Raw genomic sequence first — 15,405 nt, 5'->3', positions numbered from 1 at the left:
AGCATGGTACGCTGTTTATGAGTTGAGTATACCATACTAGGAGTGCAAATATAAGGTTCTATAAGTTAGGGATTTGAATCTTCCTGTATGGCGTCCTTTATTCGCGGCTTGGCTTGTTGTGCCAATTCCGTTATGGTGTCCGCTCTAACCGTTTCATTCATGGATGCCAACTGTTCAATCTCATTCTCATTTATTCCATAATATTCGTCCAGCTCTGCGGCGAGCTGCATTTGTACAGTTTGCAAGTCTTCGCCGACACCCAGCTCATTGGCCCTGTCCATACTATTCCTACAATACGCAATGCCGTCTAGTAACCGATCAAGGATAGATTCATAATTCGCTTCTTCATATAATTGATAATCCATCGGAGAATACAATTCAGCAAATTTCACCAATTGGATTCTTTCGAAAAGTTCCTTATCTTTGGACTTGGGACTTAGATCCATTATATCCGTGTAGGCACCGTCGAAATTCCCTTGTTCTACGTTATATTGGGCACTTTCTATTTTATCCCGATAATTGGATTGATTGGCGTTGTATCGGATCAGACCCACAACTGCGGCTGCCACAATAATAATCCCCGCTGCTGCAAACATAAATTTATACTTCTTCATCACTGTTGAAGTCTTTCCTCGTTTATTACCCGAAGAGAAGGATTGTTCCTTCTGTGTCGGAGCCATTTGCGTGCCGCATTTGTTACAAAATACGCTCTCTTCCGGCAATTGTTGGCCGCAGCCGCTGCAAGTTTTCATTTATACCAATCTCTCCCCACCCTATTTCCTAAATTCTACCACAAAACCGGGAATGGGTCTATGGAATTAGTCTATTATATAATTGTGGGCTAAGAGTAATGCTACGCTGGTGAATTGGGGTGGCTCCTGCTTCTTTACTGGGACTTTCAGGCGGATCCTTGTCTGGACAAAAAAGAAGAAGCCTTAATTATCAAGGCTTCTTCGACGTAAATCATATAGGACGGATGGGGATCGAACCCATGACCCCTACCCTGTCAAGATAGTGCTCTCCCGCTGAGCTACCGTCCTGCAACGAGATTTATAATACCATAGGATGAAGAGACCTTGCAAGCATTTTTTATAAAAATGTTCCGCCGGCTGCATCCGCCGCACCGGTGAACCGGACGCGGCGAACAATTCCGGCTTGCTCGCGTAAACCCGGAGCAGCAGATCCAAAGACGGATCGGTTCCGGCTTCCGCACGGAAATCCAGAGCAGCCGACCCGGATACGCCACCGCTCCAGGTTCACTCTCAACGGCCCGCTGCGGAGTCCTCGTACCCGCTTGCTTCCGCTTCCGGTTCTACCCGGGTCTGCGCAGTTCCGGCTCCCGCACTACCGGACGCCTGGTCCGTCAATGCCTCGGCGAACATGTAGGCGGCGCAGGCGCCGACAGCCGAGAGGATGCCGGTCACGCGCAGCGTGGTCTCTTCGGAGAAGCCAAAAGCTCCGAGAATGGATACGGCAAGGGCGGCCAGCAGCGCCCAGAACTTGCGGCTGGCAAGTTTTTGCCTCCAGGAAATACGGTTGTTCATTTCGCCGCCTCCTTGCCGGTCACGTTAACCGTCAGCGTCTTGCTGTCATAGACCACCGATGCTCCCAGCGCCTCCGCAACGGCTCGTACGGGCGCATAGGTGATGCCGCCGTCCAGTATCCCTTCGCCGATCCGGGCGCCATTGACCCGAACCGTCACATGAGTGTCCTTGTTCACCCTCTGCTCCTCCTCCATCTTCATCATTTGCCGGTACACCGGCTGGGTCTGCGACGTCTTGGGCAAGTTGCCTGCGCGGAGTTCCGCTGTACTGAGTCCGAATGTCATCTCCAGATGCGGCGCATCGTGGATCGAGACAAAATCGCCGCCCCACTCAAAGCCGAGCTTCTTCGCAGCTTCGACCACCTCGTCCCAGTCCTTCCGCCGGTTGGCGTTGGCGTCCCGGTTCAGATCCCAGGAGACCTGCTTCCCGTCATTCGCGAGCAGCGCAAAATCCACCGCTAACCCGAAGTTGTGATACGAGTACCCGCCGCGTGCATTCGTAACGACCGGCAGATCCGGCCGGGCGGTTACTCCCGTAATTCCCGCAGCCTGAAGCTGCGCCTGGGTGCGTCCCTGGGCGTACAGCTCATTCTGCGCCTGAATCGTACGCAGTCCCTGGGTAATAACAATCGGTATACCGGTCGCATAACACCGCTTGATCAGCGTTAGCGTCGCCGCCAGCACGGCCGGATGCAAACCGACCAGCTTACTATTTGATTTGGCCTTCACGGCCTCCACTGTCAGCATTTACTTAACTCCCCCTACGAAGATGTATCCGATAATGGCAAAGATGGTCCCAGCCAATACCCACTTAAGAAGGTCCATCCAGAACTTGCGCTCGGACAGACTATCCTTTCGTGTGTCACGAAGCAGGCTAAAGATTTTGGTATCCAGATTTCCCAACATGGCCTTGATCTCACCGAAGCCGGATTCCATCTTAATGGTCATTTCTTTGAGCTGCGCGATGCTCTCTTCGTGCCGGCGCACACTTTCCTCCAACACCTTCAAGCGTTTATCCGCCGCGATCGCTTCCCCAGAGAGCCGGACGAACTCATTTTTCATGCTGGCAAGCCCCAATTCTACTTGCTCAATCCGCTTTTCCATTACATCGTCAGTCCCTCCCGCTTGTGATGCTCCCCCGTCTGCCATTTGATCCATCTCCCTTGTTGTCTGTCTCTCTATTGTCCACGAAGCATTTGTTTGATCGTTAGCCGCCCGGCCGTCAGCGTGGAAACCTGACCGGATGCGTCCGTAAATTTAAGAGCATAGTTGTATATCCCGGTGCGGCCCGCCGTGTCCACCGGCAGCAGATCCATATAGGCCGCCCTGGGAGGCAGTGTCTTGCTGATCGGGACCTGCCCGAGTTGCCGCGCCTCGAACGATAACTGCCCACTGGTCGTAACCAAGGGGCTACCGTCTTCATCTGTAAGCTCCAGCGGGAAGCGGATACTATCGCAGGCCGGAATCGTAATGTCTTGATTAATCATCGCCTACCCTCCCTCGTATGGTAATTCTCCAAGACAGTCGGCCAGCTACAGGCATGGTGAATAGGCGCTGACCTTTGATGGCCGCGCCAGTCGCTATAACCGTGACGCCGTCGTAAAACAGGAGATTGACCGGGTACGAACGAACATTGCCGTCCGGCATACAGCCTTTGGCGGATTGTCGCCGGGAATGCCCGCTGCGCCGTAATGACCTGCCGGGTACTGGCCGGGGCGGCACGGGCCGCCGTGACGATGATCCGGAGCGGGGCGGCCGAAGCGATCGAGACAGACATGCCAGTCAATGGAGCCAGTATACGTATCGACGTACACTTTGAGACGGTCCCAAAGCGCGGCGTGGGAAGAGTCTGTGGCAAGCCAAGCCTCAAATTCAAACCGCTGGTATCCCTCTTCGTCTTCCCTCTGGGCGGTGTTCAACCTCCAGAGGGTATACCGATTGATGTCCGCCACAATTCGCCGCCGTCGGCTGTCCTTACGCTGCCGCGGATGCTGTACTTCATGACGTTGCGTACTCTTTCCCAGAAACCGTCAGCTTGATGTCGTTTTTATTCTGGGTATCCGGTAAGCTCGGCGTCGTTACCCGCAACCAAAATGGATGCCCGACCGTGTCGCTGATGTCGGCCACGGCCAGCGCGGCCCCGCCAGAAAGGTATGCTCCGGCCTATCCAGAGGCGTCCGGCGCGAGCTGTACCCAGGTGGACTCGTCGGTGCTGACCGCGTCCGTAGGATCAATCGTGATTCCAGTGTACCGCTTCGCAGCAGAATCGTTGAAGAGCATAGTTGTACGACCTTGGCCTCACCAGCGATGTCGTGTTCGGTAGTAATGGGGTTAGCGTCGGTGACGATATCCGTCACTCCAGCATTTTCGCTGATTTTAAGGGCTATCTGGACCCCTCCTTGGTCTGAAAGATAGCCCTCGGAGATCCGAGAGCAAAATAAAATACGCTTACTGGACGCTTGGAATCATTCCGTCGTTTCTTCCGTCTGCTCCCCCAGTTCCGGCCGTTGGCATAGATTTAAGCCAACACAGAGTTGCAGTCCACTCCGGCCAGCGCGTAGCTGTCTACGATGTCCTCGATCTCACGCTCGCCAGCGTCATGCCGGATCAAGCAGGTAGAGGCGATGATACGGATTATATAGTAGGGGATTGCCATGACTATTCACCTTCTCCCATTGAGAACACGTCAGCTAGAGCGAGCTCGATGTCGCCCAGCCGGGCCAACAGATCTGCGTTCTCGACTTTCAGGGCAGCTACCTGTTCGGAAAGCGGCGGCTGATAAATAGGTTCCGGTTGCGACTCTTCGCCCGGGTTGCGGTAAGCGAACTCCAGCTCGCCAGTTTCGGTATTTACTCTAAAATCCGAGCCTATCGAAAACTCCTCCTGATATTGGTCGATCTCTAATTCCACGACACCAACACTTTCCCTCACCCTATTCATCAAAACAGGATAAATCGTGAAGTCGAAATCAACTCCTGTGTCAACCGCTTCTGGATGCTTCATTTGGGGAGCTACAAGCAAAACATTCCCGGAAGCTTTATCGTAATAAATGCGTTTTCCAAATGGCATTTATGCCCCTCCTTTATCCATAAATCGAAACAACGGCACCTGCTCCGTAAGTAGGACCGGGCATAGGTAGAATTATTGAATTTGCATTATAAGGCACTCTAAAAAGATAGGAGCCGACATTAGGGAACGCATACACGTAGTTACCAAACCACGAATTGAATTCAGTGAGATTGGAATAGCTCCATGTCCCAACCGTAGGTTGACCGTTCGTTTCTGGGTAACTGGCGACAATAAAAGCAGGTACGAATCCCAAAGATGCAGTATTTATTACGATAGCAGGATAAGAGCCATTAAACGAGGAACCGTCCCCCCACGTAGAAGACGTAATTATCGTTGAGGCCACGCGCGTCGTTGTCATGAACCTTGGGGAGAGGGTTCCAGTCAATCCGAAAATATTAACCCCGCTACGAATATTAGATGCAGTGAAGTCTGGATCATTTTTGGCAACCGACGCATACCCCGCGCCGAAGCCGCTATTCGTCACATACCCGCCTGTCGGGAATCCGAGTGAAAGGTTCCCCACTCCGTCAGTCCAGACTTGCGTAGCTTGCTGATCGTTCGCCCGGTTCGGCATCGTACCCGCTTTGCCTGCTATCGTCGTGTCGTTCAGCACCTTCGCAGCGTCAAAGACCACTGCCGGCACGACGCCACCGCCATTGTGATACCCGTCAGGAATTACCTGCGCGGACTGACCCGGCGTGATCGTGACGGCCCCCCGATTGGCCATCGTCCCGGACACGAGGCCGGCTTCAGTGCCTACGTTATAGCCAGTCAGCACTTGAGCAGCTCCGGCCGTTCCGTACTCACCCCCTTCACCCTGTAAGATAAAATTTCCGGTAGTTGCATTGTAGCGGACCGTATAAATGCTACCGGCCTTGAGGTTGCTGCTCGCAAGCGCGTTGCCGTTGGATTTAACAATGGACTTGGCTCCAAGGTTGTTTACGTTGATCGTCACAGCCGCTGTGCTAAGAATCGAATTTTTAAAGGACACAGCCATACCGTCTACATAAGCGGTCGGCGCGGGGCTGAGAGTGACTACTTTAGCGTTGGCCGTCCCGGAGTCAGCCGCATACCCAGGCTGACGTACATAGTCCGTTGCCTTGGCAGTCTCAGGTAACTGCGTCGGTGCGATCAGGCCATCACTACCGAGGGTGGCAACGCCGGAGGCTGCGCCTTTCTGGGCGAGTGGGATGGCTACGCTAGCAGCAGTAGCCCCGTTATTCCATGCTGTACGCTCCGCTGCCGTGATATGGGCAACCGTATCCTTCATATGCCCGCTCGCCGCCTCCAGCGTCGTGGCTGGAGGCGTCCGCCAGGACGTTTTGCCGGTAATGGCCTTCACCATGTTCGCCAGCCAGCCGAGGATGCCCGTCAAGGTCCCGGTATCGCCGGTTGGAGCGGTCGAATCGCTGACTGTGCGGCTCCCGATTGCGGCATCGGTGGCCGCTGCCGGCGCAAGCTTGGCAGCCGTAACCGATCCGTCCGGGTGGTCCAGTTCTGCGGCTGTACGGTGGGTCGTGAACTCGCTTTCTCTTGCAAACACCAGCGATTCATCAATCACCGCCGTGACATTCGCTGCCGTTCCGACCGCAACAACACAATCAAACGCCTTCTCAATCACATCGCTGCCGCCGCTCCCTGCAATAAACTCCGCGGTGTTGCCCGCATTGGCGTAAGCATACAAGACTTCTCCGGCGTCCGGGTCCTGGGCAAAAACCCCAACTTCCCGGAAATAAAAGCCGCTGGTTATCTCGGCATTCCGCAATACCGTCCCGATTGCCGCTCGGTTGGGCGGCTGGATCTTCAGCCGGGTCACCGGGAGACTCTTCTTTGGCGAGATTAAGCTGTTCAATGCCGGGATGGACTGCCCGCTGAGCGAGCCATCGCCCACAGCAATTCTGGTGTAATTCAGCGGGGTTCCCGCCTGCGCTTTGCCCTGCAAAACCAAGCCTTTATTCGTTAAAGTCATGCCGCCAAAATCTGCCACTGTACTTCCTCCTTACATAATTTTCGGTCACAGTAAAAAGAAGACCTTTCGGGTCTTCAGTTCTTTACTCATGCCTTTGTTCCCCCGTTCTGCCTCCTCTATTTCTTTCCGCTTCCCCAGAAAGACATCAAGACGTTGCTCTTCTTGCGCTTGTCTCCTTGAATTTCTGACATTAATAGTAATAGAGAGGCGTTCTGTTGTTCGAGTATTTGAATACGCTGTTCCAGAGACTCGGGCTTCGCGGAAAAGTCGTTAGACTTCTGATATTCATCCCAGGCGTGCTGCAATTCTTCATCTGTAGGTTGAGGGGCGTCCAGACCCCAATAGGCGATATAGGGGCCTCGACCGTCGGTATCGTCCTGTACGAGAAAATCTCTAAACGGGTTAGCTTTCGGATAAAGATGCTGAATGGCGGATGAAAGATGCATAGTTCCTCTCCCTTAAGCGACTCGGATTAAATTAAGATAAGTGAAATTGCTATCTGCATTCGTAGTTACGCTCGCTCCAAAATTCTGATACATATACCATTCCAGAACATCTCCTACATTAAGTGTAATCAGACATACGGCCTCTATCCGATATGTGCCTGGTCCCAATACAGTCACGCTCCCTGCTATCGGCCAATAAGTTCCATTCACAGAGGGACGAAGGTGAGCGCCAGTACCCGCAGCGGCGGATCCAATCGACATCTCAATCACAGCCCGCACGAAATATTCCCCTGTCTGAGTCGCAACAAACTTTGCTTGTGATGGTGTATACTCTCCCAAGGCATCGACATATTCAGAAGCAAATGGAGCCACAAGTTTTGAAAAAGTCCCAGATGTAATTGTTTGTGCTCCAGATGGTCCACTTCGCACCCGGCTGCGACTTGTCAACGTATTATCTCCCCACGGATTGAGAATTCCGCTTCCCGGAATGATTATGGCCCCGTCAGAAGCTACGTCTGTTCCGGTTGATGTGACGCCAAGGTAGGATATTATTCCGCCGGTTATAGCCCGAAAACGGTAGGTATTACCGCTGCCGCTTAACTCTTGGGCATTTACTCGCCCCATATAAGCCGCGAAGCATTGATAACTCTTTCCACTAATCTCGCATTGATAACTGCTCACTGCCGGACTGCCTACGGCGCATATCCCTGTCTTTGTCGTGTCCACAAAAACACTCCGGAATTGAGCGAACTCAAAAAATCCGGGATTCTCTATAATGTTAGCAGACGCACTATTCCTTCCCAAGGGCGCATCTGTGGATTCAAAGCCATTAATATTAATCCGAATAGTATTACGAGAGCCGTGAACATTTTTGATTTTATAATTCGTAGCCCCAGCGAGTGTACTGCTTCCCACCACATAGAGAGAACCCCTTCCATTGAATCCATCAAAAAGGAGTTCCTCAGCATAGCTCCCCGCAGCCACATTAATAACAACAGCATGATTAATTACCCTAGGCAAAACACTAATCGCCTTCCCAATCGTCCTAAACGCCCCTGCGGCCGTATTAGCCAACCCATTATTGCCGTCATTCCCGTCCGTCCGGACGTAATAAGTGACGTCGGCCGTAGTCTGCTGCGGCACGCTCGCCGGCAGCTGACCCGCCGGCAGGCGAGTCGTGCCGTCCAGAGTGGCTAAGCCGTTGGCCACCCCCTTCTGCGAGGCCGGAATCGAAGCCGCCGCGGCCGCATTGGCCTTCGCCGCTGCATCCGCTGCCGCCGCCGCAATGGCCGCCGCCTGCGCGGCGTCTGCCTTGGCCTGCGCGCCGGTCGTCGTCTCTTTGGCGTTCCATAAGGTCCGCTCGGCTGGAGTAAGGTGAACCGTCGTATCCTTCATATGCCCGCTGGCCGCCTCCAGCGTTGTGGCGGGAGGCGTCCGCCACGACGTTTTGCCGGTAATGCCCTTCACCATGTTCGCCAGCCAGCCGAGGATGCCCGTCAAGGTCCCGGCATCGCCGGTTGGGGCGGTCGAATCGCTGACTGTGCGGCTCCCGATTGCGGCATCGGTGGCCGCTGCCGGCGCAAGCTTAGCAGCCGTTACCGACCCGTCCGGGTGGTCCAGCTCTGCGGCTGTACGGTGGGTCGTGAACTCGCTTTCTCTTGCGAATACCAGCGATTCATCGATTACCGCTGTCACATTCGCTGCTGTACCGACCGCCACAATACAGTTAAACGCCTTCTCGATCACATCGCTGCCGCCGCCCGGCGCAATATACTCGGCGCTGGTGCCTGCATTGGCATAGGCGTACAGAATCTCTCCCGCGTCCGGGTCCTGAGCAAATACCCCGACTTCCCGGAAATAAAAACCGCTGGTCATCTCGGCATTCCGCAGCACCGTCCCGATAACCGCTTTATTCGGCGGCTGGATCTGCAGCCGGATTACCGGAAGACTCTTCTTTGGTGAGATTAAGCTGTTCAATGCCGGGATGGACTGCCCGCTGAGCGAGCCATCGCCCACAGCAATTCTGGTGTAATTCAGCGGGGTTCCCGCCTGCGCTTTGCCCTGCAAAACCAAGCCTTTATTCGTTAAAGTCATGCCGCCAAAAGCTGCCACCTCGTTCCCTCCTATCGGGTAATCGTCATATGGTAATTGTCTCGCCAAAGTGGAGATATCCTCCGTAATACAAAGACAGCGTTCCCGCCTGCGAGAGAAGCACTTTTTGCAGAACTGTCGACAGACGCTTGACGGAATTAACTGCCTGAATAAACTCTTTGGCCCGGGTAGTCGTTACGTCAGGATTGTTGGTCACCACCCGAAAATGATACGGCGCCCCGCCGTACTGCCACCATTCCTCGACGGAGCCGTAGCCGAAGAGCAGTGCCACGAGATCTTCCACCGCCGCCGCCGTTCCCTTGCGCCGGTGGAATGGAATGGCACTACGGACGAGGGCCCGCCGCTGTTCGAGCGGCAGGTTCGGGTCGTAATATGGGGGAAGGTATTGGCTCGCAAGAGCATCGGTCTCCTCATCCGACCACTCCTGGGATCGTCCGAATATATCCAGGGCGTCAATCGCCGCAGCCAATTCATGAAGCTCGTTGTCCAGCGACTGAGCCGCGGCGGCGGTGGCGGAATCCTGCTGAAGATTGGGCGGCAGCAGGTCGTACAAGCTAACCGAACGGATGTCAATCATCGGCCAGCCCCCCATATTCGGCGGCAGCAGGCTCCCCGGACTCCTGGGCGACTTCCGTCGGCGTCAGTTCCAGATAATCCGGCGCCTCGACTTCTACCCGGAGCGCTCCGGCCTGCATGATCCGCGCAACCAGCTCGGAAGGATTAATGTCCCGGCCGAGCCGGGATTTCTGCCACAGCTGGTAGTTAGCAACCGCCTTCTGGACCGCCGCTCGAATGGCCGTCACCTCGGCGGCCCGGCTGCGGGCGATATAGTACGTGAGTCTAATCTCATAGGGTACCGGCTTCGGCGCCGTGACGGTTACCTTGTCGGTCAGCGGACGGATGCCGCGGTCTTCCAGCGCCGCTGCGATGGCGTCCAGCACATCCCGGTCCGGGATTTGTCCGCCGGTCAGCAGCGGAACAATCTGCACTTCTCCGCCGGCGCTTCCCTCCGGTGCAAAGGCATGGACATCCAGTACCGCAGACGACGAGGCTTTGACCCAATATTCGTAAGCGCCTTGCGGACCGGCCGTGCTGTAGGACTCCGGCGCGCTGCGGATGCGTTCCCGGTAGTCGTCATCCGACTCCGCCGCCGCGCCGCCACTCGAAGACGTCAGGTTCGCCACCGACTGGACAAAAGGAAGCGGGTCCATCAGGACATTGATTTGGCCCGGAAGAAACCCGTTGCCGGCGATTCCGAGCACGGAGCATGAAGCCGAGATGCGGCCGCTCACAGAACCGGCCGGAATCTCCATATATTCATTGGTTTCAAAATAAATTGAGCCGTCGCCGCCCGTAGGTCCAACCCGCGTGCCAGCTGGAATCGGGGTTACCGACGACAGCGGAATCGAGAGCGTAAATTCCAGCGTGGTAATCGCCGGCGCAGCCGGAAGACGCGCCGATCCCTGGAAGGCGCCCATATGATCCAGCAGCGAGCCGGAGGCGTAGCGCAGCAGGTTTCCTTTGGCCGTCCGGTTAATCAGCACCCGCTGTTGAATCAGAATCGAGGCCAGCGACATCAAAAAAAGCTGCACCGGATCTCCCGGAGCAAGCGTCCGGCCGGTCAGCCCTTCATACACAGAGACGATATTCTGCTTAATGGAAGTCGCATCCTCGTCCGCAAACGCGATCTCCGGCAGTTCCAACCTTTCTACCATTCGCTCACCTCTTCCTCAAACTGGATGTGCACAACCGGCCGCAGGGTCCCCCACATCGCCGACGCCTCATCCGTCTGAATAAACTCTACAGCCGTGACCTTCGCCCTCGGCTCTTGTTCGGCAATCGCCGACAGCACCGAGCTGGCCATTCGGGCCTGGGCTACCGCGAGCGGCTGGTCCAGCACCTCCACATCCAGTCCAATTCCCCGCTGCATCGGCACGCTGCCGAGCGGCGTCGAGAGAATAGTGCGGATATTCTGCCGGATCTCGGCAGCCCGCGAAGACGGCGCAAAATCAATGCCCGAAGGCTGCATCATATCAATGCTCATCGTTGTCATTTTACATACTCCTCCAAAGACAGCGTGGCGGTCGCGTCAAGCAGACGGCCCTTATTATCAATCCGCTCCCAGTTCTGCGACACATTCGTAATGACCCACAGCCCGGTACCGATGCCTTTGCCGCCGATTACGAGCGGAAGCGCCTTGCCGGTCTGTTCCAGCTTCGAGATCCGGTCCAGCTCCTTGCGCGGGTTCATGCCGAGCGACGCGGAGAAACGGATGGACATCGATATGCTGTCCAGACCCGGCCCCAGCCACTGCTTCTTCGGCTTCTGTCCCATCACATCGTGCTGAGCCCAGCGGCCGGAAGAGGACCGGCTGAAATCGTCAAAGGTGCGGACCACCGGCTGCCATTCATTCTTCACCCCGGTCTCCACCGTCTCGAACACGATCTCCCCCAAGGAACCCAGAATGGACATCTGAATCTGTTTGGAATTGCCGTACGGATGATTGAACTCCTCGACCAGCTTCAGCTTTTCCTTCTCCGCTTTCTTCGCCATCATCAAAGCCTCTGTCATCAGCCTATCGCCTCTGTCGATAATCTGAATCCATGTCATTCTCCTGCCTCCTTGATCGAAGCGGCCCGGACAATGCCGGTTACCGTGAGGTCTCCCTCAATGTTCACCGCTCCGGCCGCCTTGACATTCAAACTGTGCTGCTTCCGGTCATAAAAAACATAGCTGCCGTCTTCAAACCAGACACCGCGCTGCTCTTCCGTTCCCGGGGGCTTCTCGCCCCCGCCGTAGTATGTGCCCAGACAGAAACCGGCGGAGCTGCCGGCCGCGGTAAAGGCGCACAGCACCGTCTGACCGGGAAGCGGCAGCGGGTTCCCCTGCGCCCCTCCTCCCGGCACGACGACCGGAAGATCGGCGGAGACGGCGTCGTCCCGGTCCGCAAAAGCTACGCGGACCGTTCCGGCCGCGTGGTTCACGGCCGAGACCTGACCAATGCGAATCATTTTACCACCCCAGAACTTTTCGGATTTGCAGAGCGGTTGTATACCCGCCGGAGCCCAGCGTATGCGAGCAGGACTCGATCAGGTATTTGCCGTCGTAACGGCCCCAGCCCTTGAGTGTAATCGTCAGTCCCGTCGCCATCCGGACATCGCCCATCAGGGTCAGACTGCCTGTTCCGTACTCCTTGTTCTTCTCCCGAAGGCGTATGCGGGCCAGCCGCTGGGCTTCGGCCTGGGAAGTGACCTGTTCATTCAGCTTCAGCACCGGACCGCTCACGGGAGCGCCCGGCGGGGTGAACGCGGCTTTGTAGGTCTTTTTGCTCGACGTATCCGTATACGTCAGCACGCTGCTTCGATACGCTTTGGAAGCGATCGACCAGTTGAACGAGAAGTCCAGCACCGGGTCCCGGCCGCGTACGATTGTGGCGACGGGAGATTTTTTCTCATATTCAAACTCGTCGAACAGCACCAGCCGGCCGCTCGCCACCTTGATCGCGATGCCTTCCTTCGTGGCGGTATCCAGCAGAAAAGCCAGATCGGACATCTCCGTCTGGTCAATCCGGTCGTAGGAAGGGTTGTCGGTCGCTTCGTAGAGCAGCTTCAGCTTCGCCTTGGCAGCCACCTCGGCCGCAATCGTCTTCAGCTTCGTCTTCTCCCATGCCTTGGTCCGCTTCTCGAACCGGACGCCCGCCTTGACCGGAAGCGATGTCGCCTTGATGGACACCGTGTCCGGAGGACCCCCGACGCTCCCGGAATCCACTTCGAATTCGCCGAAGGCCAGCTTCTGGCTCTCGCCGGGTTTATTCCAGTGATGGGTTCGGATCGTCGCCTTGATGACATCGCCCTCCTGGGCGGCCCAGGCGTTCTGCCATTTCAGCTTCCGGTCTTCGAGCCGGAGGTCGATGTCGTCCAGACTGCCCGAAGCGGCGTCGTTATACGTAAAATCAAGCAGCGAATCCGCAATGGATTCGCTGATGTTTTTTCCGTTGTAGGTCAATTCCAGCTCAGCCCATCGGGCTGTCTGCGTCATCTCGGACATCTGGCCTCACCCCTCCCGCTTCCAGGGAGGAAGATCCTCCGACGTCTGCTCCGGCCTTACGGGCACGTGAAGCAGCAGATTGCCGTCCAGAATCACCTTGTCGGCCTGCTCGGGGTTCGCCTCCAGAAGCAGCGTCATCAGATTCTCGTCTCCATAGAGCTTGTAGGCGACGGCATCCCAAGTATCGCCCTGAATGGTTCGGTATTGGGTCATTGGGCCATCGACACCCTTTCTTTGAATTGCTTCCAATTCTTTTCAAAATCTATTCTCGAATTCTTCAATACCTCATTAAGCCTTGTAGCTAGATCAGAATCTGTGTTCTGGACAACGATTTTAGGAGACCATGAGATTTGATTGTTATAGTTCTTCGATCCAAAGTCTCTACTTTTCAGAATTGAAGTCAACTTGTCTCCCAATCCGGGTTGATCTTTTTTAATACTGTTAATTCGATTGGATTCAGAATATGAAGGGTCATGATTGGCCTTGAAATTCAGATCTCTTCCATATATCCCTGGTGTAATTTTAGGTCTGGAAACCCTTCTGTTGGCTTCGTTAATATCTTGCTGTGTATTGGTCATGGATAAATATCGCAGAACATTCGTTTTTAGCTCTGGGGGAAGCAGATCCGTTTTGGGAGCAAAATTCATCAATTTCATAACTGAATCATAATATTTCTTTTGGTCGGCAGGACTGCTAGCAGAGTATTTTTTACCTCCTTCCTCAAACGTTTGCCCCATATCAATCTCAAGCTTGGTTTTATAACCGTCATAAATCGTTTTGTAACTTTTACTTGCAGTCGCAAACTCTGCTTCTTTGGTTTTTAGTTCTTTTCCTTGATTAGAACGCTTTTTATCCGCTAGCTCGGCCAAGGTTTGAAGGCTTGATAACTGACCCTTATTTGATATTTTAAATAAACTGTATTTAGCTAAAACAGTGTTGTTGTCATTTTGAAAATTATTAACTTCATCAAATAGTTGCTGCATAGCTGCATCTTTATCACCGTATTTCCCCAAGTCAATGTTTTGAAATCTGGCAAAAAATTCCTTATATTGGTTGCTGATTTCAGGGAGCTTACTTCTATCCTCTCTCAATGTCTTAATCGCAGCTTCCTGCTCCAACATTTCTGCTCCGAGTTTTTCCAAATTTTTCTGGGAGTAATCGGTATTGAACGAGCTTGCAGCTACTGACCGATCTGCGTGCGCTGTATTCTTAAGGAGCTTTGTATCCAACTTTCCCGACCCAATATCTTCTGAGTTAACCAAATCGGGATAAGCCTTTTGCAGAGCGGTTCCTAAGTTGAGAAGCATTTTTTTACGCACGTTTGTAATTTCTTTTGCTTTTAAAGGATCATCGGGTAAAGATGAAGGATCATTCATCTTTTTCACGATCGTTTCGTACTGCCAAGCCATATCATTCGTAGATTTATAGTTAAGGGCTGAGTCCTTATAGTTCTTTTCCATCTTCTCTGTTGATTCACCAGAATGAATAAGATCCTGTCGTCGGGCTTCCTCGGCGTCCTCCATCTTCTTATTAATATAAACCCCGGCGCCTGCCAGGATCGTTAATGCACCTCCAATTCTTAAAGTTGGTGAAACTTTAAGAAAATTAAGAACCACATCCGTTAAGTTCTTTCCAAACAAGGTCTCTATGATATCGGAGGCACCTGACAGCATATTAGTAAAGTTAGCGACTTGCTCAACAGCTGACTCTACGATCTCCAATACAGACTTCTGCTTCGGTTTTTGATCTGCATTTTCTCTTTCTGAAGAACCGTGGCCGTTCTCGTCAGAGCAACAAACCATTCTATTAGTAGATTGAGATTGGGGCGATACGATAGCTGCTGCTGTATCTGTTGCCCTCTTTTGTTTTTGATAAATTTCCGAGAATAGCTTTTTAGTGGCCTCAACCTGTTCAATATGCTTCCGCTGAGCATCCTGCTGGGCTTGAAGCCGAGCTCTCCTCTCCTCTTCTGTTCGGACTTTAAGCTGATTCTGAATTTCAGATACAGCATCTTTCGCCTCGTCAGTGACCAGTTTGCTTCCACTCTGGATATATTCCCAACCTTTTTGTATTTCTTCATTAAAAACTTTTAAATTCGGATTGGTATGATTCATATTTTCAATTGCTGTGTTCCATGATTTCAAAAAGTCGGATTGACTTGACTGATTGAAAGAGTCCTCAAATTGCTGTTTTGCCTTGACACTGTCAGCCATAACCCC

The 15,405-nt window shown here is 53.8% G+C and carries 19 protein-coding genes and 1 tRNA gene; all 20 read right to left on the bottom strand.

The features are described 5' to 3' along the window. Nucleotides 1-65: 65 nt before the first annotated feature. Nucleotides 66-752, bottom strand: a complete 687-nt coding sequence (locus RBI05_RS01990; RefSeq protein WP_310549942.1) for a zinc ribbon domain-containing protein — start codon at nt 750-752, stop codon at nt 66-68. Between the two features lie 216 nt (nt 753-968). Next, nucleotides 969-1,040 (bottom strand) — tRNA-Val (locus RBI05_RS01985). Nucleotides 1,041-1,262: 222 nt separating this feature from the next. Beyond that, the gene (locus tag RBI05_RS01980; RefSeq protein WP_310549941.1) at nt 1,263-1,544 is read right to left on the bottom strand and encodes a phage holin family protein; all 282 of its coding nucleotides are present in this window, start codon (nt 1,542-1,544) and stop codon (nt 1,263-1,265) included. Beyond that, the gene (locus tag RBI05_RS01975; protein ID WP_310549940.1) at nt 1,541-2,290 is read right to left on the bottom strand and encodes a M15 family metallopeptidase; all 750 of its coding nucleotides are present in this window, start codon (nt 2,288-2,290) and stop codon (nt 1,541-1,543) included. Before RBI05_RS01975 ends, RBI05_RS01980 begins: the two co-directional genes overlap by 4 nt. Next, entirely contained in the window at nt 2,291-2,647 is a 357-nt protein-coding gene (locus tag RBI05_RS01970) for a hypothetical protein (RefSeq protein ID WP_310549939.1), read from the bottom strand. A gap of 74 nt (nt 2,648-2,721) precedes the next feature. Further along, nucleotides 2,722-3,030, bottom strand: a complete 309-nt coding sequence (locus RBI05_RS01965) for a hypothetical protein (protein WP_310549938.1) — start codon at nt 3,028-3,030, stop codon at nt 2,722-2,724. 93 nt (nt 3,031-3,123) lie between these two features. Next, complete coding sequence (locus RBI05_RS01960) at nt 3,124-3,495, bottom strand: hypothetical protein (protein WP_310549937.1); 372 nt, start codon at nt 3,493-3,495, stop codon at nt 3,124-3,126. Nucleotides 3,496-4,061: 566 nt separating this feature from the next. After that, nucleotides 4,062-4,199 (bottom strand): hypothetical protein, encoded by a 138-nt coding sequence (locus RBI05_RS01955; RefSeq protein WP_310549936.1) that lies wholly within the window; start codon nt 4,197-4,199, stop codon nt 4,062-4,064. 2 nt (nt 4,200-4,201) lie between these two features. After that, nucleotides 4,202-4,612: a hypothetical protein gene (locus RBI05_RS01950; RefSeq protein WP_310549935.1), complete on the bottom strand. Its 411-nt coding sequence runs from the start codon at nt 4,610-4,612 to the stop codon at nt 4,202-4,204. A gap of 13 nt (nt 4,613-4,625) precedes the next feature. After that, entirely contained in the window at nt 4,626-6,599 is a 1,974-nt protein-coding gene (locus tag RBI05_RS01945; RefSeq protein WP_310549934.1) for a phage tail-collar fiber domain-containing protein, read from the bottom strand. A 98-nt stretch (nt 6,600-6,697) separates the two neighbouring features. Further along, nucleotides 6,698-7,027, bottom strand: coding sequence for an XkdW family protein (locus RBI05_RS01940; protein WP_310549933.1), 330 nt, complete (start codon nt 7,025-7,027; stop codon nt 6,698-6,700). Between the two features lie 12 nt (nt 7,028-7,039). Continuing rightward, nucleotides 7,040-9,139, bottom strand: a complete 2,100-nt coding sequence (locus tag RBI05_RS01935) for a phage tail-collar fiber domain-containing protein (protein WP_310549932.1) — start codon at nt 9,137-9,139, stop codon at nt 7,040-7,042. Between the two features lie 25 nt (nt 9,140-9,164). Beyond that, nucleotides 9,165-9,716 (bottom strand): phage tail protein I, encoded by a 552-nt coding sequence (locus RBI05_RS01930; RefSeq protein ID WP_310549931.1) that lies wholly within the window; start codon nt 9,714-9,716, stop codon nt 9,165-9,167. After that, entirely contained in the window at nt 9,709-10,854 is a 1,146-nt protein-coding gene (locus RBI05_RS01925) for a baseplate assembly protein (protein WP_310549930.1), read from the bottom strand. Before RBI05_RS01925 ends, RBI05_RS01930 begins: the two co-directional genes overlap by 8 nt. Continuing rightward, entirely contained in the window at nt 10,848-11,192 is a 345-nt protein-coding gene (locus RBI05_RS01920; RefSeq protein ID WP_310549929.1) for a GPW/gp25 family protein, read from the bottom strand. Before RBI05_RS01920 ends, RBI05_RS01925 begins: the two co-directional genes overlap by 7 nt. Then, nucleotides 11,189-11,749: a phage tail protein gene (locus RBI05_RS01915; RefSeq protein ID WP_310549928.1), complete on the bottom strand. Its 561-nt coding sequence runs from the start codon at nt 11,747-11,749 to the stop codon at nt 11,189-11,191. The genes RBI05_RS01920 and RBI05_RS01915 overlap by 4 nt, the downstream gene beginning before the upstream one ends. Further along, complete coding sequence (locus RBI05_RS01910; RefSeq protein ID WP_310549927.1) at nt 11,746-12,150, bottom strand: phage baseplate assembly protein V; 405 nt, start codon at nt 12,148-12,150, stop codon at nt 11,746-11,748. Before RBI05_RS01910 ends, RBI05_RS01915 begins: the two co-directional genes overlap by 4 nt. Before the next feature lies 1 nt (nt 12,151). Continuing rightward, on the bottom strand, nt 12,152-13,186 hold the full coding sequence (locus RBI05_RS01905) for a phage late control D family protein (RefSeq protein ID WP_310549926.1): 1,035 nt from the start codon (nt 13,184-13,186) through the stop codon (nt 12,152-12,154). A gap of 6 nt (nt 13,187-13,192) precedes the next feature. Next, nucleotides 13,193-13,399: a tail protein X gene (locus RBI05_RS01900; RefSeq protein WP_150458345.1), complete on the bottom strand. Its 207-nt coding sequence runs from the start codon at nt 13,397-13,399 to the stop codon at nt 13,193-13,195. Beyond that, nucleotides 13,396-15,399: a hypothetical protein gene (locus RBI05_RS01895; protein ID WP_310549925.1), complete on the bottom strand. Its 2,004-nt coding sequence runs from the start codon at nt 15,397-15,399 to the stop codon at nt 13,396-13,398. The genes RBI05_RS01900 and RBI05_RS01895 overlap by 4 nt, the downstream gene beginning before the upstream one ends. Nucleotides 15,400-15,405 lie beyond the last annotated feature (6 nt).

The organism is Paenibacillus glufosinatiresistens, from assembly GCF_031470375.1.
In the GTDB taxonomy this organism is placed as follows: Bacteria; Bacillota; Bacilli; order Paenibacillales; family Paenibacillaceae; genus Paenibacillus_AQ; species Paenibacillus_AQ glufosinatiresistens.
This window is presented reverse-complemented; position numbering and strand designations above follow the sequence as displayed.